The sequence below is a fragment of the Pseudoalteromonas sp. TB64 genome (assembly GCF_000498095.1).
Classification (GTDB): Bacteria; Pseudomonadota; Gammaproteobacteria; order Enterobacterales; family Alteromonadaceae; genus Pseudoalteromonas.
Genome location: NZ_AUTQ01000264.1, coordinates 14,897 through 41,438 on the forward strand (window position 1 = coordinate 14,897; position 26,542 = coordinate 41,438).

Here is a 26,542-nt window from a genome sequence, read left to right on the forward strand (position 1 = left end):
TGATCCCCACGCTAGCCCTAAGTCGATGAATAAGCAAAAATATAAAAGCAGCCGAGTACATAAGTACTTGGCTGCTTTTTTGGTTGGAGCTGTGCTTAATCAGAGCCAGACAAATATGGGTTATTTATTCTTCAATTCTGTAATTACTTGCTCTAAACCAACATCCGAAATACGCTGAGTAATCTCTTTTTGTTTAGCACTTAGTAACGAAATACCTTCAGCAACAATATCGTATACTTTCCACTCATCATTTTTGCCTAAACGAAGCTTAAAACTTAAGTCGATTGTTGGTGCGTTTGGTTCAACAATTTGCGTATTAACTGTCGCGTATTCAGAGTCACTTTTTGCATTATTTTTTTCAAATACTACTTTTTGACCCGTGTACTTCATTAATGCACCAGCATAAGTGCCTGTTAAGTAATGATCTACTGCATCAATAAAGCGAACGGCTTGTTCACGCTCAATGCCTTTGATGTGCTTACCTAATAATTTAAACGACACAAACTTAACATCTATATGTGGCATTAAACGTTTTGATACGATTGCCGACATTGCCTCTTTGCTTGCATTACCTTTGGCATTTACTTGGGCAATGTCAGAAAATAATGTATTGGCTACTGATTCAAGCAATTGATCAGGAGATGTTTGTTCTTTAGCAAAAACCGAGCTGCTTAAAAATGCAGTAGCAAGTAGTAAAAGTTTAATGAGTTTCATAATATGTTTTGTCTGTGTGATTAATATGTCTGCAATTTACGCGATAAATACGTAACGAAAAAGACACAAATAAGCAATTTATTAATGCCAATTCAGCACCAATAAATTTATTAACGCAAATTCAAGTAGTTACTAGCCTCTATTAACACCCCATAAACAACCGGCATTTTGTCCTCATTGAATTTGCTAGTGGGTCGCCCTTACTATTTGTTTATCAACTTGAACAAAATAAAAGTAGTCACCTATGAAAACGTCACTCAAAACATTTTTTATATCTTTTATATTAATACTTTCGCTTTTTGGAAAATTTGCTTTTGCCCAATCAAACCATGGGTACGCGGTTGATATACTTAAGGGTGAAGGTAACGTAAACGGAATTAAATTAGCATATCAATATCATGCACCTAGTATGCAAAATCTGATTGGCGATGCCCGTTTTTATTTTGAAACCAGTGTAAATATGTGGGAGTACCGACACGGCGATCAAACACAGTCAAACCTAGTTTTAGCCATGTCGCCTGTATTACAATTTCCCGCGTTTAGCTTTAACAACACTCCGTTTTATGTTGAAGCAGGAATTGGCGTATCACTAATAGATGAAACCGAGTTTGCAGGTAAAAATATTAGTACACACTACCAATTTGAAGATCGAGTTGGTTTAGTTGCCGACTTTGGTGAAACAAACGTAGCCCTTAGAGTAATACACTATTCCAATGCGGGGTTTAAAGAACCAAATCCAGGTCTTAATTTTATGACATTGTCGGTAGCAAGGCGCTTTTAAAGCAACCTAAATCTTAGTTAAAATAATTACTAATATGCTGAATTACAATAATATTAAAATTTATCTTTCTCTGGTCAAAATTTATAGTAGTAGCAATGCAAATTTACGCGTTAATAGCTTACTTATTGCAAATAAATTAAACGCAGTTAGTATTCTATATAGCTGTTTTAAATAGATTTACTATCAAGGTTTTAAGCGGTATGAGTACTAACGTAATGTGGTTTTATTTATCAAATAGAATGATTTTGTATTTTATTGATATTTAAATACAAAGCCGTCAAACTTTAGCTTTGTTTAAACTTAAGAAAAACCCTTATGCAAACTTGGCATATAGTCACTATTGTAACCATTGTTTTTGCCATTATTATTGGCAACATTGCACTTATTAAATACTCTGCAAAAGTGGAATTTAAAAAGCACGAACCAAAACTCAAAAACACGGTACGCACAAAAAAGCCCTGATTAATCAGGGCTTTTTAATACCTGCTAAACCTAACCTACTAGCCAATGCGCCATAAGGGCAATAACCGGTAAAGTAATTAGCGTTCGCAGAATAAAAATAATAAATAACTCTAAAATATTTACTGGTATTTTACTGCCTAATAAAAGTGCGCCAACCTCAGACATATAAATAAGCTGAGTTACACTCATTGCTGCAATAATAAAGCGCGTTACATCACTTTCAATAGTAGTCGCCAATATTGACGGAATAAACATATCGGCAAAACCAACCATAATAGTTTGTGATGCTGCGGCTGCTTCTGGTACTTGCAATAACTCTAAAAATGGCACAAACGGCATACCCAAATACTGAAATATAGGCGTATGCTCAGCAATAATGAGTGCAAATGTACCTACAGCCATAACTACGGGTAATACACCAAATACCATATCAAGCGCGTTATGTACGCCCTCTTTTATAGTGCCTTTAACACCTGTTGAGTTATCTGCTTTAGCAAGCGCTACATCTAACGAATGACCAAATAAGCTTTTATGATCAGGAATTGACTCAGCATTTCTATCTGGCTCACTGCCATCTATTAGTAAATCTTTTTTAAAGCGCAGTGGCGGTAATCGCGGCACAATAATAGCGGCTACAATACCCGCTAAACATACCGTTGCATAAAATGGTGCAAATAGGTATTCAAGTTTAACTTGCCCTAACACCACTAAGCTAAACGTAATAGACACCGCTGAAAATGTAGTACCAATAATGGCTGCTTCGCGTTGTGTATAATGCTTTTGCTCATACTGCCTTGCAGTCATCAAAATACCTACGCTGCCATCACCTAACCACGATGCAGTACAATCAACCGCGCTTCTACCTGGTACACCAAATATAGGGCGCATCACTTTAGTCATTAACGTACCAGCAAGCTCTAACAGACCAAAATTAATTAATAGCGGTAATAATAAACCCGCTAAAATAAATACTGAAAACAACACAGGCAATAACTCATTTAATACGAGTGCACCAGTGCTGGTTGAGGTAATCATCTCGCTGCCCATGCTTAAGTACGTCATTAAAACAAATGCCATACCAAATAATCGCACCACTAACCATGCCCAGCTCACATCAAACAAATGCTTTAGCAAAGGCGACTGACTAATAGCAGCGGGCTTAAAGGCTTTAGTAACAATAGAAACAACACCAGTAATACAAATAATTACAGTAATAAAGGTTTGTATTGATTCAGCCATAACCCCTTGTACAATTTTTGCCATAACGGCAATAGGAATGGTCATTCCTGCAGAAATATCAATAACTATTTCTTTAAAGAAAATACTGCTGAGTGTTTCAGAGAGAGCTACTTTCATCTCTGCGGAGGTCGTTATGGGTGTCATAAATAAAAACACACCAATTAACGATGGAACTAAAAAAGTAAACCAAGTGCGCCACGTGTAGTGTGAGCGAGGAGGTAACTGTGACATATTGTTTAACCCATAAAAACCACAAAAAGAGCATAGCGCTCTTTTTGTAGTAAAATTTATTATTATTTAAATTTTAATGCCACGCTTAATGAGTGCAGCTTCTAATGCTTGTTGTAAACCATTCATAGTACCAGGCTCAAGCGTTTCGCCCTTTTCATCCATCCACGTTAAGCTTGTACCGCCTTCTTTAGTTTTACTAACTAAAATTTGGTACTGACCTTCATCAATAGGTAATTGTGCAACTTCATCGCCCCAAATAGAATCCCATACACTGGTTTCTGGTGCTTTGTAATCTGCCGTAATTAAGCCAGTTTCTTGGTTAATTTCAACTATAGTGAAAGATAAACGCTCTAAAAAGCCAGAAAAACGATCAAATACAGCATCGTAAGACTGCTCAGTAACCAATGCTGCATTGCCTTTATTATCAAAGCCCATTTCAAGTGAAATAATACCTTGGCGTTTACGCATATCAACTTCAAGTTGGCGATAACGATAATCAAACTCTGCAATTACTTCGTTAAGTGCACGCACTTCTAATTGCTGCTTTAATATATCAGTAAGAGTGTTGTCACCTTTAAAGTCAATCAACTCAACGCGTAAAGAAGCAGTACGTTGGTGTGATTTTTCTTCAATAGTAAATCTAAACTTTTCTAAATCGGCGTTTTCACTATCGCCCCAAAGCCAGCTTTCTTCTGTTTTAATAATTGAATACCAATCGGTTTCAATCACACCTAACAGCTTATCTTCTTTAATCGTTGTTGCGTTATTGTCGTTTAGAACCGATTGAATCGAATCCCATACAAAGTCATCTAAATCAACAATGCCATCGCTTTTATCAAAATAAACACGAGACAATGAATCTGTTTCTTCAACCCAACTGCCTTTAGCTACGGTAAGTACTTGAGCAGGCGGACGGTAATTAGTTGCGTCTGGTTTATTGTCGTACTGACCAACTTCCATTTTAAAAACGGGATCTTGAGCTGGTTGAGACAATGACGCTGGCGCTTTTACAGGCTCATGTGTGCGATAATTACGCTCATTATGTGCATCGTTAGTAAATACACTACACCCTGATAAACTTACCAATACACTTACTGCAAGTGCTTTTGGGATCCAATACTGCACAGATATTTCTCCTTAGCATACCCTTTAATTGTTTTAACAAGTATATGAGTGGGTTATGCCGATTTGGTTCAGTGTAAAATCGATATTAACTTTACATTTATTATTTGGCTGCCTAATTGCAATAAAGTTCAGCACTTCAACTTAGAAAAAAACTAAGCGCAAATAAACAAATTTTAGCTATGGTACTTTCCTGTGCCAGTAAAAACAAGAAACACCGCACTTTAAAAACGCTTAATTACCGTGTGCTGTAGTTTACAGACGGTTTTGTGTTAAACTTCGCCGCCAAACAGCCTCTCGCGTGTGTTTAGTGCTGTTGCCAATTTAGTTGTTAATAATCCAAGTAACTTAGGTATTTTAACCCATGACTGCATTTTCAAATCATCAAATTGTTTTAACTGCTATTGGCGAGGATAGGCCTGGTATTGTAAGCGAACTTACCCAATTAGTAAGTGACTGCCACTGCAATATAATAGATAGCCGCATTGCTATTTTAGGCTGCGAATTTACCTTTATAATGTTACTAAGCGGCGATATGTCGGCAATAAGCCGTATTGAACACGTTTTACCAACTAAAGCCATGGAACTTGGTCTGCTTACCATGATGAAGCGCACAGCAAGCCACACTCAAAGTGAGTTTTGTGCAGGATACACACTCGAATATACAGGCATAGACACCCCTGGTACACTTAGTAAAGTGACCCGTTACTTTGCCGACAACAGCATCAGCATTTGCTCGTTAAAATCAGACACATTCGATGAACAAGTCGATACTAAAATGCGCTGTGAAATAGAATTTAATATTCCGGTTGATGTAGATATAGATCAATTTAAAATTAGTTTTGAGAGCCTTTCTCACACGCTTAACGTAGATTATATTTTTAAACGAATTCGCTAAGGATGCTAAACATGAACATAATTAGTCCATTAAAAGCCGGTGATACCGCACCTGCTTTTAGTTTACAAAACCAAAACGACGAAACCGTTACATTAAGTGAGCTTTTAAAAGAGCAACAAGTGCTAGTGTACTTTTACCCTAAAGCGTCAACGCCTGGTTGTACTGTACAAGCCGAAAACCTACGCGACCAACAAGCCGAGCTTGCTAAATTTAACACCCGCGTTGTAGGTATTAGCCCAGATCCAATTAAGCGCCTTAAAAACTTTGAAACTAAAAAAGAGCTTAACTTTGACCTGTTATCTGATGAAGACCACGCCATTGCTGACGCATTTGGTATATGGGGTTACAAAAAATTTATGGGTAAAGAGTACGATGGTATTCACCGCCTCACGTTTTTAGTAGGTCAAGACGGCAAAATTAAACACCTATTTGATAAGTTTAAAACTAAAGATCACCATCAAGTAGTGTTGGACTATCTCGCAGCAGAGTAATCTCGCAGCAGAGTAAACTAGTGGCAGAATAAGTTAGCTACCCGCTATTAGACAAATACAGAAAAGCGTTGCTCAAGGGCAACGCTTTTTTTATGCTAGCGATTAAACCTTCGAGTAAGTAAGAGCATGATCGAGGGGTAAATAGGCAGTCAATAATTTTTGATGTATGAAGTCAAGATTTGACTCCTTTGGTTTTAGACCATATGACCCGCCTATGTATATCAAACAAGCAGAGTTATTTAGATTATTGTATTATATAAATGTAGGTAAAGATAAAAAGACCCCTGCTATGCGATTAGGCTTAGCAAAAAGTTCTGTTACTTATGAAAAAATTATATATTTTGATCGTTAATTGTTACCTTTTTGCTTTTCAAGTTGTAGGTTTCTCGATACTGTTGAATATCTTATGTTACCTATTTTACATAGCTTCTGTACGACTTTATCATTTACTTCAAACATATAAAGGTAATTAATTATCATCCCGCTAACTAAGGTTGAAGAAATAGAGTTTTGATCAATTTTATCTACAATTCTTTTAATTATTTCAGGACTAATAAACGTCCCCATATCTAGTTTGGTTGCTAAATGTATTAGGTGATATGAGTTGGTTGGATTGTCGTGAGTTAACTTTTCAATCACAGGCATTAACTTTACATTGCCAATAGAAGTTGCAATCTTATTTATAAAGCTAAATGAAATATTAGCCAACAGGCTAAACAATGCTTCTCTTGCTAATTTATCGAGGTCTTCTTTGCTAACGCTAACATTTTCAGAAAGGTTTTTTTCCATGTTATGCTTAATAAGCCCAATTGTTTCTTCTGGGTCTTCATTTATGATTTTAAATAAAGCGCCAACCCCTCTTAATGGCGAAGATATAGCCTCATCAATTAATCTAGTCTTATCTTCAACCTTTAGAGAACCATAATAATTTCTTGCTAATTGCCCTAGAAGCTCTAATGATTTGAATGTAAGATTTAACTCTTTTATTAAATGTTGAGCGCCTGAGTCTGAATGATTATAATCTTCAGAATCCTCATATTCACTTTCATCATCGCCATGAACAACATCCTTATTCTCTTCTACTTTAAGTCTGTATTCATGACTATCACTATCTTTAGGTTCATAAGTAAATTGAGGTAAGGTTTTCATTATATTATCTATAAACATTGAATCTAAGTCTAAATTTGCCTTCTCATAAGGTTCAAAGACGCTTTTAGCTTTATTGACAATTGCATCTAGAATTGTTCTATCTTTAGAGTGGTGAGTTAAAAACATAAGAATACTCATGTTTTTATTCTTTTCTAGCGACTCAATTAGTTCTTTAATAATTAATTGAGTCGGGCTTTCATTCAGTGAATCTGCAAGATACTTAGCAATAAAAAAATAATAAATATAAGGATATTTAAAAGAATAAAGTTCATTTTTAGGACAATAATCTAATATTTTTGCTTTAACTAGCTTATCTAATTTATTTTTGACATCAATTTTAAGACCATATGAATGGCAAAAAGAAGCATTAAAATCCCAAAGATTATCAAAATTATCTTGCTTGATATTTTTATCATAGTAATAAAATGACAACTCTTTCACATAGCTGAACATTTCATCTAACTCTTCTTTCTTTATACCCGAACTACCAAAGCTACTTGTTATTAAGTATTGGTAATAATAACCGTATGAACTTGTATTCATTTCAGATGCAGTTCCATTATCAATGGACTGCAACATGGTTAATAAGAAAAAGGGGCTGGAAGGTATGTAATTTTTTCCCAATATTTCATTTATAATCCTCCTTGATAGGTTATTCTTAGTAACCAACTCATCTTTTGAAGATTGGCATTCCTCATTAAGAGAATTCCATTTATTTATAAGTTCAAAGCGCAACTTAAATCCAAGTTTTAGAATTTCAACCTTTTCAAATCCAAGAAAAACATTGTCAGACTGAAGCCTGCTATCCCCTAGGTCATAAGAATCAGAAACGGCAACAATAATTCTGTCAAATTGATTAAAAACACTAATTGTATTTTTTGACAGTTCTTTTACAGGACCTTTAATTAAATCAAAATCATCTATAAATAAAACTTTTTCCTTATCCGAGTCACAAAAGTCTTGATAAGAAAAGTCAGAATATTGTTCAACAAGTGCCTTCTCAATAGCATTTGAATTTACTTTTTTTGATTTCTTTATCTCTATTCCATCAAATGAAATACATACTTTCCCTTCGTTAATAAAATCTAAATACATTTTTCTAATTAGCGTCGATTTACCACAACATTCATCACCCGTAATTATCACTTTTGAAAATCTATCTTCAATAAGTAAATCTTTAGATGATTTTCGTTTTAACTTTTTTTGGTCAGAATCAACATTGATATTTGGATAAATAAATACGTCATTTAATTGAATATTATCTTTGTTTATATGATTGAATCCAGTCCCAATGTCACTCAGATTATTATAGAACTCTACATTTAGATTAGCGCCATTTAAAGATTTAGTACTTGGTGAAATAACTTGCGATTTAGTTATTGTGTCTTTTGGGACGAAGTTATCGCACTCCCATAAGTGCCTTTGAATTAATACTTCATCATCTTCTATAATGAAGGATATAAATCCGTTATCAGGAACTTCAGGGTCATCAAACGATATAGACTCTATCATCAAAGATGTATTATTTTCACTAGTGACTTTAAATGAGTCAGCAATATGCTCATGCCCTGTAATGATGATATCGAAATTATCACGGGAATAATTCCTAATAACCTTTTGGTTGTTTGGTTCAAGCCAACTTAAAGGATGATGGAAAAATAATATGTTTGTTTTTGAATCACTAGGTTCAATTAAGCACCTTTCAGGAAAGACAAGTTGCCCTCCAACTTCCTTGATCTCGGAACACCAAGCAGTGTTTAAAGCTTGCAATTGAAATTCATCATAGTTATATGATTTTGATAGCTTTGATGAGCTTATAGGAGGAGAGAAAGTTAACTCTCCCTCAAAATCAAAGTATGAATTTTGACCGCTTGTCACAACATCTAGTAAATCATCTTCAATTTCATTCTTTGAAATTGAATTCAAAATAGTAGTTCGGGATGATGTTGTATAAGTAGAAAAATCGTGATCATGATTCCCTGCACACATGACTAATTTAGAGCTTTTAGCTAATTTAGTAAATACAGGCTTAATAATATTATATTCACTAGGTGATCCACTAAATGCAATATCTCCAGATATGATAATGAATGACTTACTACAATTATTTTTTCTTCTTAACGTTTCAATATAAGTGTCAAGAGACTGTAACTTATTTAAAATCACATCCGAATTTGCATCTTTAGTATGAATATCACTAAGATTAATGAAAAGAGTTTTATTCTTCATGGTTACTTCCTTAAGTCCATTTATTTATAATTATTATTTTGTTAGTGTAACAGGGTAGTTAAATTAGGTGTTAACTCACTTATTTATAGCTTATTACTTCCGCAAATTACAAAGACCAAAGGGTCAAATCTTGACTTCACACATCATAATTAACGCCTGCTTTTACTAATTTTCAGCTATTTGATCATGCAAAGTATCGAGATAAATTATAGAGCCTTTTATCGTTGGGTTTCCTGAGCGCTGTGCCCATTAACAACTAGTTCTCAATGAGTTTTCTGAAAGACCAAAGAAAGACCAAAGGGTCAAATCTTGACTTCACACATCATAATTAACGCCTGCTTTTACTAATTTTCAGCTATTTGATCATGCAAAGTATCGAGATAAAAGACCAAAGAAGACCAAAGGGTCAAATTTTGACCTCACACATCATGATTAATTAACGTCTGCTTTTACTAATTTCCAGCTATTTGATCATGCAAAGTATCGAGATAAATTATAGAGCCTTTTATCGTGGGGTTTCCTGAGCGCTGTGCCTATTAACAACTAGTTCTCAATGAGTTTTCTGTACAGCTGCGTACACCATGTGCTGTTGGACATGTTGTATATTTCACTTCCTTAGTGCAAGCATCGCCAACAAATATTGGAAAGTCAAAGCTACCACCAACTGTACCAGTGTCACCACCTCCACTACTGGGTGTTATTACAACTGTTGCACCATCAATATTTTCAATGTTTTCTAGTAAACAATTAGAAACTAATCCATCCGTCAGATCCACATTGGTTCCGCTCATAAACGTACCTATTGGTATACCATCCACCAATGAAGCTCCTCGAGATAAATCAAGGCTTAAGCGTAAATTGCGCTCCCCTCTAATTTCAACCGTTCCCTGATATGTAACTTCAAAAGTCAAAGCATTATCAGGATCTTCGCCGTATACTTTCGTAGAGAACGCCTTTATTTTGTCATGATTTAACGATAGAGATAAGCCTACACCGTCTCTCCCTACTTGAATACCGCCACCAGTAAAGTCCGTATCCACAAAGAAGTTATTCCAGCTCGCATCACCTATCTCTTTCGTAATTTGTTGTCTAATTTCACTCTCTATAGTTCTTTGAGCTAAAGAACTTGTAAGATAAACAGAAGGGTGATTTAAACATCCCCCACTTGCAACAGTAGCTTCAGGCGAGAAGGCATTACTATTCTGGTCTTTCAAGTTATAAGGTTGGGTGCTGGATGGTTCTGAACGAGGCGTTACGATATTTCCAGCATTTCTAGTAGCTCTTCGAAATTGGCTGTCAATTTCATAAAACTCTTCTAATGCTTCTCGTTCTATACTGTTCATAGATGTGTTTGTAGCAGTTACTCTGGCAGCAGAGCTGTATTGCGTTTGCTGAGTAGCAGAAACAATAAATTTATATGCCGTTTGAGTTAGTGCATTAGTAATGATGATTTCTTTAGATGTATCATTACATTGGTAGGTACCTACACCAAATTCTGTATTGTTATTATTAAGGTCGTTGATCTGGCAGTTTAGTTTTTTATCATACGCCTTTGCTAATCTTACCGCGTCGTCGTAATCGCATGTATCACAAGCTTTGGTTTCGGTATAAGCCGCAACGGCATTGCCGCTGAGCAAAAAAAGGCTAGCTGTTAACGCCAGCTTACACAATGTTTTTACATTCATTTTCTTAAATTTACATTTTTATTGATAATGAAACTTAAGATTAACAAACCCTGTGCAATATGCAAACATAACAGGGCAAGAGCATAAAGACCAAAAGAGTCAAATTTTGACCTCACACATCATGATTAATTAACGCCTGCTTTTACTAATTTTCAGCTATTTGATCATACAAAGTATCGAGATAAATTACAGATCATTTTATCGTTGGGTTTCGCTACGCTCTGCCCAACCTACGCGTTTGTCTTAAATTTTTACGCAGACGAAAATAGCGTTGCCTGAGCGCTCTGCCCATGGGGTTATTTTGTCGTAGTCATGTTCAAATATGTGGATTTCGAAGTACGGCTTTAGGGCTTCTTTAAGCTCAGTATAACTAAAAGCAACCATTGGGTGCTCATCGTGCCATACGAGTGTTTTGTCTGCGGTGGTTTTTTCTATGCTGAGTTTTAATAACTGTTTGCTGCCAGTGCCACTGTAATGCCAACCAGAGCGAAATGTGAATACGCTATTTTCGCTTGTTGCTGTGTGCTCTACAAATGAATCGCTGTCGATTTTGTTTTTATCAACTGTATTAATGCAAAATATTCCACCCGTTTTTAATGCACTGTGTACGCTGGCAAGGCATTCTTTTAACTTATTAATGCCGTCGCAGTAATGGATTGAATACAAAAAGCAGGTAATTAAATCCAAGTGCTCGGTTACCTTAAATTCACTCATGTTTTGCAATGAAAATTGCGCTTCTGGGCAACGCATTTTTGCTTTATCTAGCATTGGCTGGNCTTTGGTAACCATAATCAATAAAATGACGTACATGCGGGCCGGTGCCACACGCTAAATCGAGGTGGGTGTTTCCGCCATTACCAAAAATTTGGTGCAACCTATGAATAGAATTACTTTGGGCTTGATAATCTATATCTGCGCACATTAAGTCGTAGTAATCAGAGAGGTCGGTGTAAAGCGCATTTGCGGACATATAAGCCTAGTAGTTTGTAGTAGCGTATTTTGAGTCGCGCATAATAAACTAGTTATGGCTATTAACGAAGAAGATATGAACTTTAGGATAGATGTAATTTAGGGCTATAAAATTTAGGGTTGCTGAATGGCGCTTTGCTTAGCTTATACAATCCACCCATTTAAATATCATAGAACGTTGTTGTAAAACGGTGTGAAATTGAAGATTTGTTGGGTTTCGCTACGCTCTACCCAACCTACATAATATAACTTTAAGCTGCTCTTTAACTAATTCCTAAATACTTATGTACTTGTATTGATAGGCGCCAGTTTTTAGCAATACAGGTGTCGATTGCTAATTTAGTTGCTGATACTTTTTGGCTAATTGGCTGTAAGTAAACAAGCTTTGGATTAACGCCTGTTTTAGCAAATAACTCTTCAAGCTCTTCTACGTGCTTTTGCATAGCAACTGGGTGTTTAATCTCGTTTGCACGCTTCATTGCGCTGGTAAGTACTTCATAACCGCCGCGCATATTGATTTTTGGCGATACTGTTACCCATGTTTGCTCTGGGGCGAGTATTTCAAACGTGCCACTGGTTTCTATTTGCGTATTAAAACCGTTTTCGTGTAATAAATTACATACTGGGTTTAAATCGAACATACAAGGCTCGCCGCCAGTAATTACTACATGCTTTGCGGTATAACCGCGCGATTTAAACAATGCTAAAACTTGCTCTGCACTTGCATTAGCCCAATGATCTGAGTCAGCCTTTTTTTCTACGGTTTCGTCGAGCGATACTTTATATACGTTATCAACATTCCACGTTTGCTTGGTGTCGCACCAAGAACATCCTACAGGGCAGCCTTGTAGTCGTAAAAATATTGAGGGTGTGCCAGTAAAACTTGCTTCACCTTGAATGGTTTCAAACACTTCATTAATTTTGTACAAAAGAGATCTCACTTACTACCTAGCAGCAAAATTGCTACTATAAAAACCCAAAAAGCGCTGTGCAAAAATTGTTATTTAAGCTGCGGGCGTGTAGTATATCGCGCCCTGATATAAACCTCTATTAAAACTAAGAGCAAAACAGATATGACGCAAAAAGTAGTTGTTATTTATTCCGGCGGTATGGACTCATTTACTGTATTAAATAAAGCCCTGCAACAAGGCCATGATGTATATGCCCTATCATTTGACTATGGTCAGCGTCATGTAAAAGAGCTTAAAGTGGCAGCAAGTGTGTGCGAAAAACTAAACGTGCCGCACAAAATTGTAGATATTTCGGCAATTAATCAGCTTATTGGCGGCTCGTCACTTACCGATGATATTGACGTGCCTGAAGGCCATTACGAAGAAGAAAGTATGAAAAGTACGATTGTACCTAATCGTAATATGATTTTACTCTCGCTTGCGGTAGGTTACGCGGTATCACTTAAAGCAGGCCAAGTTTATTACGGTGCTCATTCTGGTGATCATGCTATATACCCTGATTGTCGCCCTGAATTTGTGCAAAAAATGGATGATGTTTGCCGTATTGCAAACTACGACGCAGTAGAAATTTTTAGCCCGTACTTAAACAATACTAAAATTGGTATTTTAACCGACGGTATGGAAATGGGTTTAGACTACAGCCAAACATGGACTTGCTACAATGGTCGTGAAAAAGCCTGTGGTAAATGTGGTGCTTGCCAAGAACGTCTTGAAGCATTTGCATTAAACAATATTACAGACCCGTTAGAATACGAATAGGCGCTATTTAGGTAATATTACCAACACTATTTGTATAAAATATAAAGGCTATCGTTGATAGCCTTTTTTATGCACGCTCTTCTGGCATCTAAATAAACATTTTTTATTTAATTTTTCCTGTCCTAACTTAATCAGCTTAATTGCATGTTTTCTATCATGCTCAAATTTACTGTTTTCAAAAACATATTGTGAATGCTCAAGAACGGCAAACCAATTTTCTTGTGCTTTATATAAATAAGTCAATTTTTCATGAATACTGTTTTTATTACATGTAATTCTATCTAGGCAATTTGTATATTGCTTGCACTTAAAAATCATCAATAGCAGATAACTTGCTAAAACTTGAATCATCACAGGTCCAATAGTCTTTTTTGCCATTTTTTTGTATGGTTACTGATCTTTCCTCTGTAACCATATCAAACTCTTCACTATAGTAATCGCTTACTACGACTCCACCATTAGCTTGTGTAAAAGTCATACTATGCTCTGTTACCAAAAAACGGTGATAACTCGACTTAGTTACATCATTAAGTCGGATAGAGTTGGTGAGGTTGGTTCCTTCAACATTAAACGTCTCCAACTTAAATGTTCCATTCATTTTACTAACAACAATTTCAATTGGCTTAGGTGCATCTGCTTGGCATTTAAATATAACCCCTAACTCACTTTGAGTTGCATTACACGGTGCAATAAAAAATAAGAGAAAGCTCAAAAAAACCAAAAAAAAGTTATTTTTTATCATATTTGAATCAGCTTAAATAAGAGGAGTTATAAATTAGTGACGTTTTTTATCGCACTTAAAATAGATAGTTTATTATTGTCGTTAAATTGCGCACGTATACATATTTTATTAATTATAAAAGTAAGCGTGTTATTTATTGCTGAATGTTCATCGTCAGCACTTAAAGGCTCTTCAACAACGTTATATTCTTTGTATTTATTTTTAACGTCATCAGGGGTCGAACTTTTATTTAAAGAAATAACATCAAGTGCACACGGTGTAATATCGGCATCATCATCGCCATCAAAATGAAAAAACAGGCACTCGGCCATTCTTTCTTCAAAAGTAACAGACATGCCTTTTTCTGGCATCACTACAGAGGCTTTATTAAACTTATGATTGTAACGATACTCAGGGTTTTCGTTAAACAAATCACGGCATAACCCCATCGCATTATTACTAAAATTAGAGCCAAGTACTTGCTCAATCACGTCAAAATCAATCATTATAAATATTCCTTTAAATTATTGGTTTTAATATAAGCATAATAAGTAAACATAAAGCACTCACGGTTTAAATGAATGCTTTATGCCGGTGTATATTTGCAATACTAAGTAATTAAAACTGCTTAATTAACGTATAAGGTGCATCGGCGGTTAGTCGTGTTAGCACATAGCCATAAGAAGAGGAGTAACTACCACGTTCAACTGCATTTGCCATATGCAGAACTATGTCCTCAATACCATCTTGGTTATAATCGCCCTTCGCCATTATTGTTAATCTTTGAATACCGCCACTGTTATCGTAATAAATAGCTTGGTCATCATTTACAGGTTCTACTTTTTTAATGTGGCTCATTTCTTCCCAGCTACTTGCTTTTGCTAAGCGGCGCTCGTCATCATTCGAAATAATTAAAGACAACTCAGGCGGCATTTTTTTTGGCAATACTGCACTGTGTTTAAATGAACCTAAAAAGCTTTCTTTTTAAGACTTTAACGTCCCCATATCAGCCCACGTGGTACATATTTTATTGGTAGCTATTAACGCGACCTGATCTTTATAATTTGCTGATTTATAGCCCTCTTGCAATGCCTTAGATAAAACCTTACAACTATCAACTTTAATAGCTGGCTTACTATCTAAAACAACTTCATAGGAATAAAACCAGTTTTTACTAAATAAAGCATTAACCTGCTTCGGCGTTTCTAAAACTTCCGGTTCCATAAAATATCCGTTAGTTTTATTCTCTAAACTGTATGTTGGAGCTATTTTATTTTCTTTTATATTTGCACATGCAGTGCTCGATACAACAGTTAAAGTGAGTAATACTGTATTTTTAATCATTTTTCGCTTAAAAGTAAATTGCGGACATAAGTATTACGCTCAGCCGATACATTTCTTTTAGTTAACCCAATAGTTGCTTTATAAAGTAACGTACCTTGCATGAAACTAAATCACACACCCAACTTAACTAAACAAAAAATTAAGATGGGGGTTGATGTTATGCTGTTATAGCTCAAACCTGTCTAAGGCTTAATAAATACGCCAGATAAACTAAAATCATAAAGTGTGACCGAGTTAGTCGGCTTTTCTTCAACTAACTCATTATTCTCAACGTTAATTAATCCATCAATTATATTGATACTGCTTACATTACTACTTAAAGTAAAATTAGGTAGTTCATACAGCTCCGAACCTATAAGTTGATACCCTTTCAATACTTGTAGTTTATTACCAGCGTAATACTTAATTAACGCATAGTCATTGTCATTTTTTTCTATCAAGGTTATGTCTGGTGTATGCCCCTTTAAACGTGCCGTAATAAAAGGAACACCTTCATTAAAAGCTAAAACATAGGTATCTTGAGTAGGCAAACAAATACCCGACTTATCTTTATGAAGCAGTTTAACTTTATCAAATTTGATTGACTGCATACGCTCAGTTTTATCATTAACTTTAATCGGTTCAATTACTTTTATGCTCAAACAATCAGAAGCTATAGATACATGGCTTGTGATTAATAAGAAAACACAAGTAAAAATTTTATTCATATTCATACGTCAACTCCATATGTTTGCCAATTATGTAAATACTCTTGGACTGTACCTGTTCCTAGAGGTGTATTGTAATATTTTTTCCAATATTTGACCTGGGCATTAACATCACTTGTTCTCGGTAAAGCTGCTGGGCTCTTAAATATACACGACGCTTTGTTGCGATTACCATGGTCTACACTAACTGGAATTTAGTTTTTAACTTCAGAAAGTACAAAAATTAGGATGGGTGTTACTGCAATTTCCCCCTATAATTAAAGAAAAGATAAATAAGACTTTATTGCTTTACTTTCGATTCCTTTGGCGAACCTTCGCCATTTCTTTTTCAACCGCTGCTCGGGCATCTTTTATATCCTTAAGAAAATCATATTGATATTTAATAAGACCTTGGTACTTTTCTCCTTTAATTAAATAAAACGAGAGCAACATAAAAGCTATATTGATAACTGTAGCAATGTGATAACCATTACCTTCTAAAATTATAAAAGACGGCAAGCAAATCACAGCTAAAAATAAAGCATAATATTTTAATATTTTTGCGCAAAAATAAGAGCCTTGGCTTACTTTGAAGTTTATAAGACAAAATGCTATACCAACAGAAAACAAAATGCCTAGCAGCCACTCAGGATTTGTATCAAAATACTGTGTTAACAATGTCATTCCTGAATAAACCGTACCCAAAAGTAAAAGAACTGTTACTAATAGAAATCTACGTAAAAGCTTCCATGGAGGAAATAATAAAAATACCTCATCATTCTTAGACACTACTTACTTAACTCCTCATATATGCCAATTGCAAGTGAGTTCACAGTTCCTGATAGCGCACTACCACCTAAGCTAAAAAATGTTCAAATAGTATCTTTTTAGTTTCAGTCTCAATGCTTGAATGAAAGTTAAGATAGAAATCACTGTGATTTTTTTAAGTACAACATGTTAGTAGTAAATCATCACCCACTATTTAAAGTGGGTAATGATTTGGACGCTCCCCAAAACGGCGTCAATGCGCCAAACTGGTATTAACTCACACTCAGTTAAAGGGAACGTCCACCATGAAAATTAGCACATTATCAATTGATTTGGCAAAAATGTATTCCAAGTCGCTGGCTTTAATCCTAATCATAAAAGAGAGTGCAATAAACGCTTAAACAGACCTAAACTCAACACCTTCTTAGCTAATACCCCACCGTGCCGCGTCGTTATGGAAGCCTGTTATTCTTCCCACTACTGGGGGAGAGTATTTACCTCTTACGGTCATACCGTTGACCTTATTCCTGCACAACACGTTACCCCCTTTGTACGCGGTAATAAAAACGACAGTAACGATGCGCTTGCTATTTATGAAGCCAGCTTACACCCTAATATTAAATTCGTTCCTATTAAAACCGAAGCCCAGTAAGGAATACTCATGCTCCATAAAATACGCGAACGGCTGCTACAAAATCGCATTGCTGCAACCAATCAATTACGCGAGAAAAAACATTTTAATTGTGTCGTGGTCGCCACCGCACACAGACTGGCTCGATTGATGTGGACATTGCTGACCAAGCAAACCCTCTACTCACCTCTGTTTGTGCAAAATACACAGGAGAATACTTAATTATGCGTATTTTACACACCAATCACACCCGAGTTTACGACTTAAGACAGCCCGTCGAAGACATAGGTTTTAAAACCCGAGTGGGTGTTTGGGCACTTAAGTCGTAACATACGCTTATCCTGTATGTACTTCACTTATAATGAAACAAAAAGCGCACGCTAGCCAAAGTTAACCAAATAAAGACTCGATATTTAATCTCGTTTGGGTGAATATTTTTTAGGTCCTCTGGTACGAAGCTCATTAGGAGCATGCCGCATTATAACCATGACGACATAGCTCGAATATATGTCAGTACCTTTGTTTTTAAGCAAGCTTGTGACGCATCATTACTGTGAAATGGGATGCATTTTAATAGAATAAAAGCATCAACTTAGATGTTTATACATCGGCTCGTCTTGACTTCAAGGGAGCGTCCATATATGTCTTTGTTATTTGTTCTGTATAAATATAAAAGTAGGTCTCTTTGTTGGTTGTTTTTCTTATTCACCTGCTAATATACGATTCACCCAGCCAGATTCATCATCTCCAAGCCTATTAAATATATCCCTTGTTATTATATTCCCCTGATAAGAGTTGGCTTTTTCCAATAATAATAATTGGAATTTAATCTCTTCATCTTCAGCTTCTTTCTGATTATTGCGGTCGACACAATTGGCTGTTTCAATTACAGCTGTCAAAGATTCAATTACACACTTTTCTTGCATCGTTGGTGTTAAGATAAGTTCGAACACCGAAATAATTGAAAGTAATATATGGTATTCTGAATCTGGATTTTCTCTGTACTCTTGAATTAAATCAAGTAGCTTATCGTAAGCCTGTTGATATTCAGATTTTAACGTTCCAGTACACGCGAATAACCATGCTAACTCCAGTGCATGGTATAAATCATCTGATGGCTCTTCAATGTACTCCCAAGCGATATATGCTCTCATTGCACATTCAGTAGACAGAGCAACAGCTAATTTATGGGATAATTTAGGTGCTATCTGATGTAACGTATCCAAATATGTATTTCTCATTAGCTATTCTCCTTTAAATATTTATCTTGATCTTTCTTATTCATGAATTGATATTTTCTTAGTACTTTTTCTATATCACCACTTTTGATTAAAACCTCTCTGCATTTATCACAACAATCCTTTGTCGGACTCAAACCTGCAAACTCTTCATCTGGTTTTAAGCTGTTTACTGCACGTTGCTCTGCATGATGTCGTGTTTCACCAAGTTCATATTTTGGACCGCCTTTAGCTTTAATATATTTTTTGTATTCTTTATCTAAACTAGACAGCTATCTAAACTAGACAGCCACTCTGATTATACTGCTGCACTCGCGAGTTTTTCGTTGATTTTTCTATGGGTGCGTCCATTTGGATCTATTTTCCCGTCTGGGCGTACCATATTTACCACTTTGCTTTGAAATAACTTAATAGCCGCTACTGTTTTAGAGTTTTCAGGGCGTGAGCCTAAACGACCGTCTACGGTAAGTTTTCTGGTGGGTACTATGAGGGAAAGAAGTGAATTTAAAGCGGTTTGTACTGCTTTTACATCGTCTGGCTTATTTACGCCGCCAATACCTACTGATTGGATTAATTTCATTGCTGGCATCGAAGAGTCCCTTTCTTTAGTGTCAACCAAACTGGACAGCCACTTTAATTGAACAAACAAAACTGTGCCACTAAATTTGCTTTTCAGGTTCAGAATTAATCTTTTATTACTGGGTCGCTTTCATTTCATCTATTAAATAAGTCATTAGCCCTATTAAACCTGAATTATGCGCATGAGAATATCTGCATAATTGCAGTTTTAATTTTACTGAATGGTTTTTAATTTATGCGAGTAGCTTTTCGCAGTTGCTAATATTTGATCGCCGCTTTCTGTTTAAGTTTTCACAGTAACTTGCTTGTGAAGTTGGTCTACCTACTGCGCCATGAAATACGCGCGTAAATTGGGTTGTAAGCTTTAACCAGTTTTCGGGGGATATATTCACTCTTTCTAGCAAAGGCAAGTGTGTACTTTCAATATACCCTCGCTTGTCTTCTCGTATACAACGGCCTGTTAATTCAACAAGTTCAAGGTACGATTTAAGCTCAAACGGTAGCCCTTTGGGCATTATTTGGCGTGGCATGCCTGCAAAGCGAAGAAGTTTTTTTGGTTGTTTTCCATCCTTTGCGTGTGTTAAACGTTCTTGAACACTGGTATGGTCTGACTCTTCTGGGGTGTTAGCCATTTTCGCTCTAATTGGGTTTAAATCGACATACGCCATACAGGCGGCAAGTGCGGCTTCATCTAATAATGCTTGAGACGTAAAGCGCCCCTCCCAGAATCGTCCTGTGCAGTTATCTTCTTTGTTCGCTCTGCGCGCAATGTTTTCATTTAATAACCGCATAAACCAACTGATACTTGATAAGCGCTCTCGGTATTGTTTTACTGTTTGATTAAAAAAGATAAGTTCAGCTTTACTTAGCTTTTCACCCTGTATGTACTTTTGCGTCAGTACGGTGCCTTTACAGAGTTTATGCCAGCGAATAATAATCGCTTTATCATTTAGCCTACTTGCTTTTTTATCATCAATATACAGTACTAAATGGGTGTGGTTACTCATTACTGCGTAAGCGCATACATCAATACAAAATACCGTTGCTAATTCAAGTAGCTTATCTTTAACCCAGCCTCGTCGATGTTCGTAAGACTTACCTGTAAAGTGGTCTTCACCACACAGAAAGGCACGACGAACACATCGTGAAATACAGTGGTAGTATTTTGTATCAACCAAACTTATTTGACGCTTTCTTGCAATTGCCATAAGACAACCTGCTTGTTTTTTGCACTAAATAAAGCGTAGTAGTGCAAAAGTTTGAGTGGATGTCTAGTTTATTTCTTTTGCAAGTCTAAATAATAAGAACACTTGGTTTTTGAATAAAAAGATCAAGAAAACACAGCTGCCTGCTTGACCGGGATTTTCTAATGGGTGACCCCATTGGCTTTTATTCGGGACCCTCTAATTCTAATGCCATAATTAAATCATAAAAACTATCAGCTAATTTTGAGAAAATATTGGGAACTACCCCACTTTTAGGGTCAAAAGCTTCACAGGCATCTTCTTCGCATTCATAGTCATCAAATTCACCAGAATCCATGTAATGATCTCTTTCCATAAAGTATATTTCGCCAATAGAACCAGAAATCATACTCATAAATACATTACTACCATCCCCAGTAGCCTCTATTAATATCGATTTAGGTGGTAATAAACTACCCCATTCATCACACGACTCAATCATACCTTCTATAGTCAAAGAACAATCTAAAGCTATAGACTTTCTACCTCCTTTAGGTTTAGGCAATTTAATAACATAACACCTATCAAGTGAGTCAGGAGGAACCGTCTTATAACCACCGACTTTTAGTAAGAACTGTTTAAAATCATCAGGCAAGGGAGCTTCGACTAAATATTCTAGTTTAGGTATGTATTTAGTTTGTTCTGTACTCCCTGAGGAAGTTTCAGATATCTTACTTAATTTATTCCACATATCGTTTAATTTATCCATTATTCCTCCAATAACTATTATCTATTAGCATTACTTACCCCACCAACATGTGGGAACTTTCTATGTACTTTGTAGTCAAGCATTTGCATTTTTTTCATATCTTGATGATGTGGTGTATATATTGGTTTATCTGAGGCATCCTTAATTTGCGGATTATTTTTAGTGCGGCTATAAGAACCATCCTTTTTTAGCACTGGGACCACTAAACTAGACAGCCACTCTAATTAAAAAGTATAACTGTGCCATAAAATCTACTTTTTAGGTTAATAATTTACCTTTCCTGCTGGATTACTTTCATTTAACCCATTGAATAAGCCATTAGCACTCTTAAACCTAAATTACACACATGAGAATAACTGCATGATACAGTTGTGATTTATTACTAAATAGTTTTACTGAGTAGTTTAAGCTTTATGCGAGTAGCTTTTCGCAGTTACTGATATTTGCCCGCCGTTTGCGGTTTAAATTTTCACAGTAACGTGCTTGTGAGGATGGTCGGCCTACTGCACCATGAAATACACGTGTAAATTGCGTGGTGAGTTTTAACCAGTTTTCTGGGGAGATATTCACTCTGTCCAGTAAAGGTAAGTGTGTACTTTCGATATACCCTCGCTTGTCTTCTCGTATACAACGGCCTGTTAATTCAACAAGTTCTAGGTATGATTTAAGCTCAAACGGGAGTCCCTTTGACATTATTTGGCGTGGCATGCCTGCAAAGCGAAGTAGTTTTTTTGGTTGTTTTCCATCCTTTGCGTGTGTTAAACGTTCTTGGACACTGGTATGGTCTGACTCTTCTGGCGTTTTGGCCATCTTGGCTCTAATGGGGTTTAAATCGACATACGCCATGCAGGCCGAAAGGGCTGCTTCATCTAATAATGCTTGAGACGTAAATCGTCCCTCCCAGAATCGTCCTGTGCAGTTATCTTCTTTGTTCACTCTGCGCGCAATGTTTTCATTTAATAACCGCATAAACCAACTGATACTTGATAAGCGCTCGCGGTATTGGTTTACTGTTTGGTTAAAAAAGACAAGTTCAGCTTTACTTAGCTTTTCGCCCTGTATGTATTTTTGTGTAAGAGCGGTGCCTTTACAAAGCTTATGCCAACGAATAACAATCGCTTTATCATGTAGTCTGTTTGCTTTTTTATCATCAACATACAGTACTAAATGAGTGTGGTTGCTCATAACAGCATAAGCGCATACATCAATACAAAATATCTTAGCTAATTCAAGTAGTTTGTCTTCAACCCAGCCTCTGCGATGCTCGTAAGATTGACCAGTAAAATGGTCTTCGCCACATAAAAAAGCACGGCGAACGCAACGTGAAATACAGTGGTAGTATTTTGTATCAACCAAACTTATTTGACGCTTTCTTGCAATTGCCATAAGACACCCTGCTTGTTTTTTGCACTAAATAAAGCGTAGTACTTTGAGCGTAATAGTGCAAAAGTTTGAGTGGATGTCTAGTTTATTTTTTTTGTTATTTTTGATTTGTGTATTTCTAACTTGTTTGGTTATTTTATTGGTTTACGAGTTTTTAAGATAGTCTGGCTTACGCCTTGCTCTTCAAATTTTTTGAATAATGCCGCTGTCCCATATTGTTTTTCAAAATCGATTTCTTTTTGATAAAGCGGGAAAAGTCTGTAGATGTATACAAGGGTATCGTTACAGTTAATTTGCTCTTCAGTCAGTAAAGCAATACCTTGATATGGCGTGCATTCAACTTCTCGGGAAATAATTATGACCCGTTGCGTTAAGTCTATCTCTACTTGGCTTATTACGGCTAGCCAATCAAATAACCATGGGTATAATTGAGTAAGCACTTCTTCTGCCGTATCAAAGCCTTGTTTTGTTACTTCAAACATTATCTCAAACGGGGTTTCTGCATTTTTACTGATGTTGTCAGAATAAACCGTAAATTTACCTTTGGCTTGTTTGGAATACAAAACACACGGTGACGCTTTACATTGTACGTCAGTCAGCTCGCCATAATGAGTGCTTAACTTATCTTTAAACGTTTCTGTTATTGCTGATACATAATTAAGTTCGTTTAAATCTTCTTCTATATTTTTATAACCTTGACCACGACCATAACGAATAAGCTCTTCTTTACTTTCGTTATTTGCACCATTTTCTATCAGTAGCTTTAATAGCTCTTTGCTTTGACTATAAACAGCACATGATAAAGGCGAACTTGAACCATTGTGGTTAACATTTGCTCCTAACTCGATGAGCTTCTTTGCAGCTGAAAATTCATCTGTAATAATTGAAAGGCATAATGATGTCCGATTAGAATCATCTGTACTTTCAATATCAAAAAATTTTGTAAACATCTCCAAAACATTCAGATTATCTTCTTGAGAAGCCTCATGCAGCCAGTTCTCTCCACTTGGACTTTTACTTTCTAGTAGAAAAGTGTGCTTGATTAATAAATTTTCTAAAACTTCCGCTTCATCATTCAGCATTAGTTTAACGGCTTGCTCCATTAACTGTGAATTATTCAATATTTATTTCCTCTCGTGTGTTTAGCAGCTTTCTCACCTAACTTACGCAGTGCTTTAATAACTTTATTCTTGCTTTTATACTTTTTATGGGCATAAGCTAGCTCTTCATAAACCATCTTAGCCATTTCTTCTGTATGTAATCCTTCGATGTTTGGCGCCCAGACTAAATTTTCAGGACCTTTAAGCCAATCAATTTCATACTCCTCTAAAATAGCTTTGCTTTTAAGCACCCACTCTTTTTGCTTACCACTCCCTTCTTTGAAAACGATATGGTGAGCATGAGCATTTTCCATTTCTTCAGGGCTTGGTTTTGCAACCTCATGTTCTTTTTCTAAGATTTTCCCCCAATGGATGTTGGCTACTTTTTCATTGTTATCAATATGCTGCTGAGCAAAGTCTTCTATACTGACGGTTTGCGATATCCTTGTACCTGATGGCAACTCTCTTGTTATTATAATTTTATTTTCTTCAGGGAGAAGTTTTTCAAAACTATATTCATGGGTTTTTCGATTTACCCCCCCTTCTATTACATAATTAATCGTAGATATATCTTTATTATTAATAGGAGTGCATGCTATTGCAATTTTATAAATAGCCTCAACGGTTTCTTCATCAAAACCATTACCTACCAAGGTGCCCAACATGTTTTTTAATGTTTTTTCACCATTTTTACACAGCAACCCCATCGGATCTACCCAGTTAACCGGGTTCGGCGCATATTGATAGTGGTTTGTCCCACCCACTAACCCTATCGGATCTTGATTTATAAACCGTTGTTGCTTGGGGCTGTAGTAGCGGTAGCGGTTGTAATGTAAGCCGCTTTCCTCGTCTAAATACTGTCCTTGAAAACGAATTGGCTGAGTAAAGGTATTATTTACAGTTGATTCAGCTTCTAGTTTTGGCTCTTCATAACCATATGCATCAGCTTGGTTTTCCCACACCACTTGTGCGCTGCTGTTTGTTACAAAACGTGGGGTATTAAGTTGGTCTAGGTGATAGTAATACACCTCGCCTTTTTTAATCAGTGCTACTGGATGAAATTGATTTGGTAAGTTTATATACCACGTATATTCACCGTGTTGACATTCGCCGATTAACTGGTCGTTATCCCAAATGTAGTCAATTTTACCGTGCTCGGTGTGTTTTGCTATACGGCGGCCCAGTGGGTCGTAATCGTATTGGGTGAGCGTGCCATTATTGTTAAAACAGCTTAATTGGTTAAATGCGTTGTACTCACGAAGGGTTTTAATACCTTTGCCAGTTTCGCGTATTTGATTACCAAACTCATCGTAGTCAAAATCGCTGTCGCCAAACTAGGTTAAGCAGTCGGCGTCGGTCGTACTGCTTTTAATGGTGCCAAGTGCGTTAGAATTACTTGATGCAATGCCAGCTTTATTGCTATTTGCTCAAAAAGGCTATCGTTGATAGCCTTTTTTATTTATTTTATTTTTTGCTGTAAACTTATAACCAGCGCCTAACTTTTGCTTTATAGGTAATATACTCTTTGCCAAATAATTTAGTTAAAGCACGCTCTTCTGGCATTATTTGAAAAAACGTTAAGTACGCAATAAACCCTGCAACGCAAAGCAGTGCCCACAACGAGCTTAGCCAAATGCCCCACCCTACTAAAATAAAGGCAAGCCCAACATACATAGGATTACGAGAGAGCCGATAGATCCCGCTCGTAATTAGCTTTGATGCTTGCTCTGGTTTACTTGGGTTAACTGTTGTTTTAGCAAGTTTAAAACTCAATACACCCGCAATACATAACACGCTCCCTATTGCTAAAAAGCTCAAAGCTAAATAGGTAATAAACGCTGTAAAATCAATAATACTGTAGTGCGCGATAAGTGCCATTATGCCAGCAAAAAACAGCACAACAATAACGGGTGGAATTTTATTATTTAACATAGCAACTCACTGTATTAGTTATAAAATATTTATTTAATTTATTACATAATGTTTAGCCGAACATTAAACAATATTACAAGTGTATAAATGATGAACGCTGTAAACTATAAATCAATTTGAACGTTAAAAATAACAGCTTCTGCCAACCCACAATCAAGAGCTTAAACTGACCATACAAATTAAGTTACAATTGTCAGCTTTATCAAAAGTGCTTAAAGGTTATACTTTAAATATAAACGAATAAATAAAATGAGGAATGTGATTATGTCTGGAACTACGATGATTGTTTTAATAGTGCTAATTTCGGTTGGCTCAGGTGTGGTTTACGATATGTATAAAAAGCATCTTGAGTTTAAACATAAAATGCAAAACAATAACAGTGATGCTAATAAAGAGTTAGCTGAGACTAAAGCACAAGTACTTGCATTAAAAGAGCGTGTACAAACGCTTGAAGCTATAGTTACCGATTCAAGCTTTAACGTGAAACAAGAAATAAATAAGCTTTAG

Annotated in this window: 27 protein-coding genes and 3 pseudogenes; 7 read left to right on the plus strand and 23 right to left on the minus strand. The window is 36.1% G+C overall.

Annotated features, from left to right (window positions below; translation table 11 throughout):
• Positions 1 to 120 precede the first annotated feature (120 nt).
• Positions 121 to 714 (minus strand): ABC transporter substrate-binding protein, encoded by a 594-nt coding sequence (locus L647_RS0122145; RefSeq protein WP_024612948.1) that lies wholly within the window; start codon positions 712 to 714, stop codon positions 121 to 123.
• 244 nt (positions 715 to 958) lie between these two features.
• Here L647_RS0122145 and L647_RS0122150 point away from each other — a divergent pair, with 244 nt between their 5' ends.
• Positions 959 to 1,495 carry an acyloxyacyl hydrolase gene (locus tag L647_RS0122150; protein ID WP_024612949.1) on the plus strand — a complete coding sequence of 179 codons (537 nt, stop codon included), beginning with the start codon at positions 959 to 961 and terminating at the stop codon, positions 1,493 to 1,495.
• 315 nt (positions 1,496 to 1,810) lie between these two features.
• Positions 1,811 to 1,957: a DUF2897 family protein gene (locus L647_RS1000000125520; protein WP_076917075.1), complete on the plus strand. Its 147-nt coding sequence runs from the start codon at positions 1,811 to 1,813 to the stop codon at positions 1,955 to 1,957.
• A gap of 30 nt (positions 1,958 to 1,987) precedes the next feature.
• Here L647_RS1000000125520 and L647_RS0122160 read toward each other — a convergent pair whose 3' ends face one another.
• Both L647_RS0122160 and bamC read right to left on the minus strand, forming a co-directional pair.
• On the minus strand, positions 1,988 to 3,427 hold the full coding sequence (locus L647_RS0122160; RefSeq protein WP_024612950.1) for a YjiH family protein: 1,440 nt from the start codon (positions 3,425 to 3,427) through the stop codon (positions 1,988 to 1,990).
• A 66-nt stretch (positions 3,428 to 3,493) separates the two neighbouring features.
• The gene (bamC, locus tag L647_RS0122165; protein WP_024612951.1) at positions 3,494 to 4,552 is read right to left on the minus strand and encodes an outer membrane protein assembly factor BamC; all 1,059 of its coding nucleotides are present in this window, start codon (positions 4,550 to 4,552) and stop codon (positions 3,494 to 3,496) included.
• A 361-nt stretch (positions 4,553 to 4,913) separates the two neighbouring features.
• On the opposite strand from bamC, the gene L647_RS0122170 reads away from it, so the two are divergent.
• Positions 4,914 to 5,447, plus strand: a complete 534-nt coding sequence (locus L647_RS0122170) for an ACT domain-containing protein (protein ID WP_024612952.1) — start codon at positions 4,914 to 4,916, stop codon at positions 5,445 to 5,447.
• 11 nt (positions 5,448 to 5,458) lie between these two features.
• Positions 5,459 to 5,938 (plus strand): thioredoxin-dependent thiol peroxidase, encoded by a 480-nt coding sequence (bcp, locus tag L647_RS0122175; RefSeq protein WP_024612953.1) that lies wholly within the window; start codon positions 5,459 to 5,461, stop codon positions 5,936 to 5,938.
• A gap of 348 nt (positions 5,939 to 6,286) precedes the next feature.
• Here the strand turns inward: bcp and L647_RS0122185 are convergent, their stop codons facing one another.
• From L647_RS0122185 to queE, 4 genes and pseudogenes are all read right to left on the minus strand, one after another.
• Positions 6,287 to 9,316 carry a metallophosphoesterase gene (locus L647_RS0122185; protein WP_024612955.1) on the minus strand — a complete coding sequence of 1,010 codons (3,030 nt, stop codon included), beginning with the start codon at positions 9,314 to 9,316 and terminating at the stop codon, positions 6,287 to 6,289.
• Positions 9,317 to 9,852: 536 nt separating this feature from the next.
• A complete protein-coding gene (locus L647_RS0122190; RefSeq protein ID WP_024612956.1) occupies positions 9,853 to 11,001 on the minus strand; it encodes a hypothetical protein in 1,149 nt (382 codons plus the stop codon).
• Between the two features lie 243 nt (positions 11,002 to 11,244).
• Positions 11,245 to 11,971, minus strand: a pseudogene (locus L647_RS01000000124840) (class I SAM-dependent methyltransferase).
• A gap of 262 nt (positions 11,972 to 12,233) precedes the next feature.
• Complete coding sequence (queE, locus tag L647_RS0122200) at positions 12,234 to 12,899, minus strand: 7-carboxy-7-deazaguanine synthase QueE (RefSeq protein ID WP_024612957.1); 666 nt, start codon at positions 12,897 to 12,899, stop codon at positions 12,234 to 12,236.
• A 144-nt stretch (positions 12,900 to 13,043) separates the two neighbouring features.
• Here queE and queC point away from each other — a divergent pair, with 144 nt between their 5' ends.
• On the plus strand, positions 13,044 to 13,700 hold the full coding sequence (gene queC, locus L647_RS0122205) for a 7-cyano-7-deazaguanine synthase QueC (protein ID WP_024612958.1): 657 nt from the start codon (positions 13,044 to 13,046) through the stop codon (positions 13,698 to 13,700).
• A gap of 307 nt (positions 13,701 to 14,007) precedes the next feature.
• On the opposite strand, the gene L647_RS0122215 is transcribed toward queC, so the two are convergent.
• The 6 genes from L647_RS0122215 to L647_RS0122245 form a co-directional block, all read right to left on the minus strand.
• The gene (locus L647_RS0122215) at positions 14,008 to 14,442 is read right to left on the minus strand and encodes a hypothetical protein (RefSeq protein WP_024612960.1); all 435 of its coding nucleotides are present in this window, start codon (positions 14,440 to 14,442) and stop codon (positions 14,008 to 14,010) included.
• A 26-nt stretch (positions 14,443 to 14,468) separates the two neighbouring features.
• Positions 14,469 to 14,927: a hypothetical protein gene (locus tag L647_RS0122220; RefSeq protein ID WP_024612961.1), complete on the minus strand. Its 459-nt coding sequence runs from the start codon at positions 14,925 to 14,927 to the stop codon at positions 14,469 to 14,471.
• 112 nt (positions 14,928 to 15,039) lie between these two features.
• Positions 15,040 to 15,366, minus strand: coding sequence for a hypothetical protein (locus L647_RS0122225; RefSeq protein ID WP_216712746.1), 327 nt, complete (start codon positions 15,364 to 15,366; stop codon positions 15,040 to 15,042).
• 39 nt (positions 15,367 to 15,405) lie between these two features.
• Positions 15,406 to 15,765, minus strand: coding sequence for a hypothetical protein (locus tag L647_RS0122230; RefSeq protein WP_024612963.1), 360 nt, complete (start codon positions 15,763 to 15,765; stop codon positions 15,406 to 15,408).
• A gap of 182 nt (positions 15,766 to 15,947) precedes the next feature.
• Positions 15,948 to 16,478, minus strand: coding sequence for a hypothetical protein (locus tag L647_RS0122240; protein ID WP_024612964.1), 531 nt, complete (start codon positions 16,476 to 16,478; stop codon positions 15,948 to 15,950).
• Between the two features lie 282 nt (positions 16,479 to 16,760).
• Positions 16,761 to 17,240, minus strand: coding sequence for a hypothetical protein (locus L647_RS0122245; protein ID WP_024612965.1), 480 nt, complete (start codon positions 17,238 to 17,240; stop codon positions 16,761 to 16,763).
• 284 nt (positions 17,241 to 17,524) lie between these two features.
• Here L647_RS0122245 and L647_RS1000000125680 point away from each other — a divergent pair.
• Positions 17,525 to 17,943, plus strand: a pseudogene (locus tag L647_RS1000000125680) (transposase); the annotation flags it as partial.
• Positions 17,944 to 18,551: 608 nt separating this feature from the next.
• On the opposite strand, the gene L647_RS0122255 reads toward L647_RS1000000125680, so the two are convergent.
• From L647_RS0122255 to L647_RS0122295, 10 genes and pseudogenes are all read right to left on the minus strand, one after another.
• Positions 18,552 to 19,091 (minus strand): hypothetical protein, encoded by a 540-nt coding sequence (locus tag L647_RS0122255; protein WP_024612968.1) that lies wholly within the window; start codon positions 19,089 to 19,091, stop codon positions 18,552 to 18,554.
• A 295-nt stretch (positions 19,092 to 19,386) separates the two neighbouring features.
• Positions 19,387 to 19,677, minus strand: a complete 291-nt coding sequence (locus L647_RS0122260; protein WP_024612969.1) for a peptidoglycan-binding domain-containing protein — start codon at positions 19,675 to 19,677, stop codon at positions 19,387 to 19,389.
• 223 nt (positions 19,678 to 19,900) lie between these two features.
• The gene (locus L647_RS0122265) at positions 19,901 to 20,875 is read right to left on the minus strand and encodes a transposase (protein ID WP_024612970.1); all 975 of its coding nucleotides are present in this window, start codon (positions 20,873 to 20,875) and stop codon (positions 19,901 to 19,903) included.
• Positions 20,876 to 21,056: 181 nt separating this feature from the next.
• Complete coding sequence (locus L647_RS0122270; RefSeq protein ID WP_024612971.1) at positions 21,057 to 21,620, minus strand: SMI1/KNR4 family protein; 564 nt, start codon at positions 21,618 to 21,620, stop codon at positions 21,057 to 21,059.
• Between the two features lie 17 nt (positions 21,621 to 21,637).
• Entirely contained in the window at positions 21,638 to 21,823 is a 186-nt protein-coding gene (locus L647_RS0122275; protein ID WP_024612972.1) for an HNH endonuclease, read from the minus strand.
• 208 nt (positions 21,824 to 22,031) lie between these two features.
• Positions 22,032 to 23,006 (minus strand): transposase, encoded by a 975-nt coding sequence (locus tag L647_RS0122280; protein ID WP_024612973.1) that lies wholly within the window; start codon positions 23,004 to 23,006, stop codon positions 22,032 to 22,034.
• 128 nt (positions 23,007 to 23,134) lie between these two features.
• Positions 23,135 to 24,124, minus strand: a complete 990-nt coding sequence (locus L647_RS0122285; protein ID WP_024612974.1) for an ankyrin repeat domain-containing protein — start codon at positions 24,122 to 24,124, stop codon at positions 23,135 to 23,137.
• Positions 24,121 to 25,131: an RHS repeat-associated core domain-containing protein gene (locus L647_RS1000000126740; protein ID WP_024612975.1), complete on the minus strand. Its 1,011-nt coding sequence runs from the start codon at positions 25,129 to 25,131 to the stop codon at positions 24,121 to 24,123. The genes L647_RS0122285 and L647_RS1000000126740 overlap by 4 nt, the downstream gene beginning before the upstream one ends.
• A gap of 132 nt (positions 25,132 to 25,263) precedes the next feature.
• Positions 25,264 to 25,395 (minus strand): annotated as a pseudogene (locus L647_RS1000000126745) (hypothetical protein); the annotation flags it as partial.
• A 190-nt stretch (positions 25,396 to 25,585) separates the two neighbouring features.
• Entirely contained in the window at positions 25,586 to 26,035 is a 450-nt protein-coding gene (locus L647_RS0122295; RefSeq protein ID WP_024612976.1) for an isoprenylcysteine carboxylmethyltransferase family protein, read from the minus strand.
• Positions 26,036 to 26,299: 264 nt separating this feature from the next.
• Here L647_RS0122295 and L647_RS0122300 point away from each other — a divergent pair, with 264 nt between their 5' ends.
• On the plus strand, positions 26,300 to 26,542 hold the full coding sequence (locus tag L647_RS0122300) for a hypothetical protein (RefSeq protein WP_024612977.1): 243 nt from the start codon (positions 26,300 to 26,302) through the stop codon (positions 26,540 to 26,542).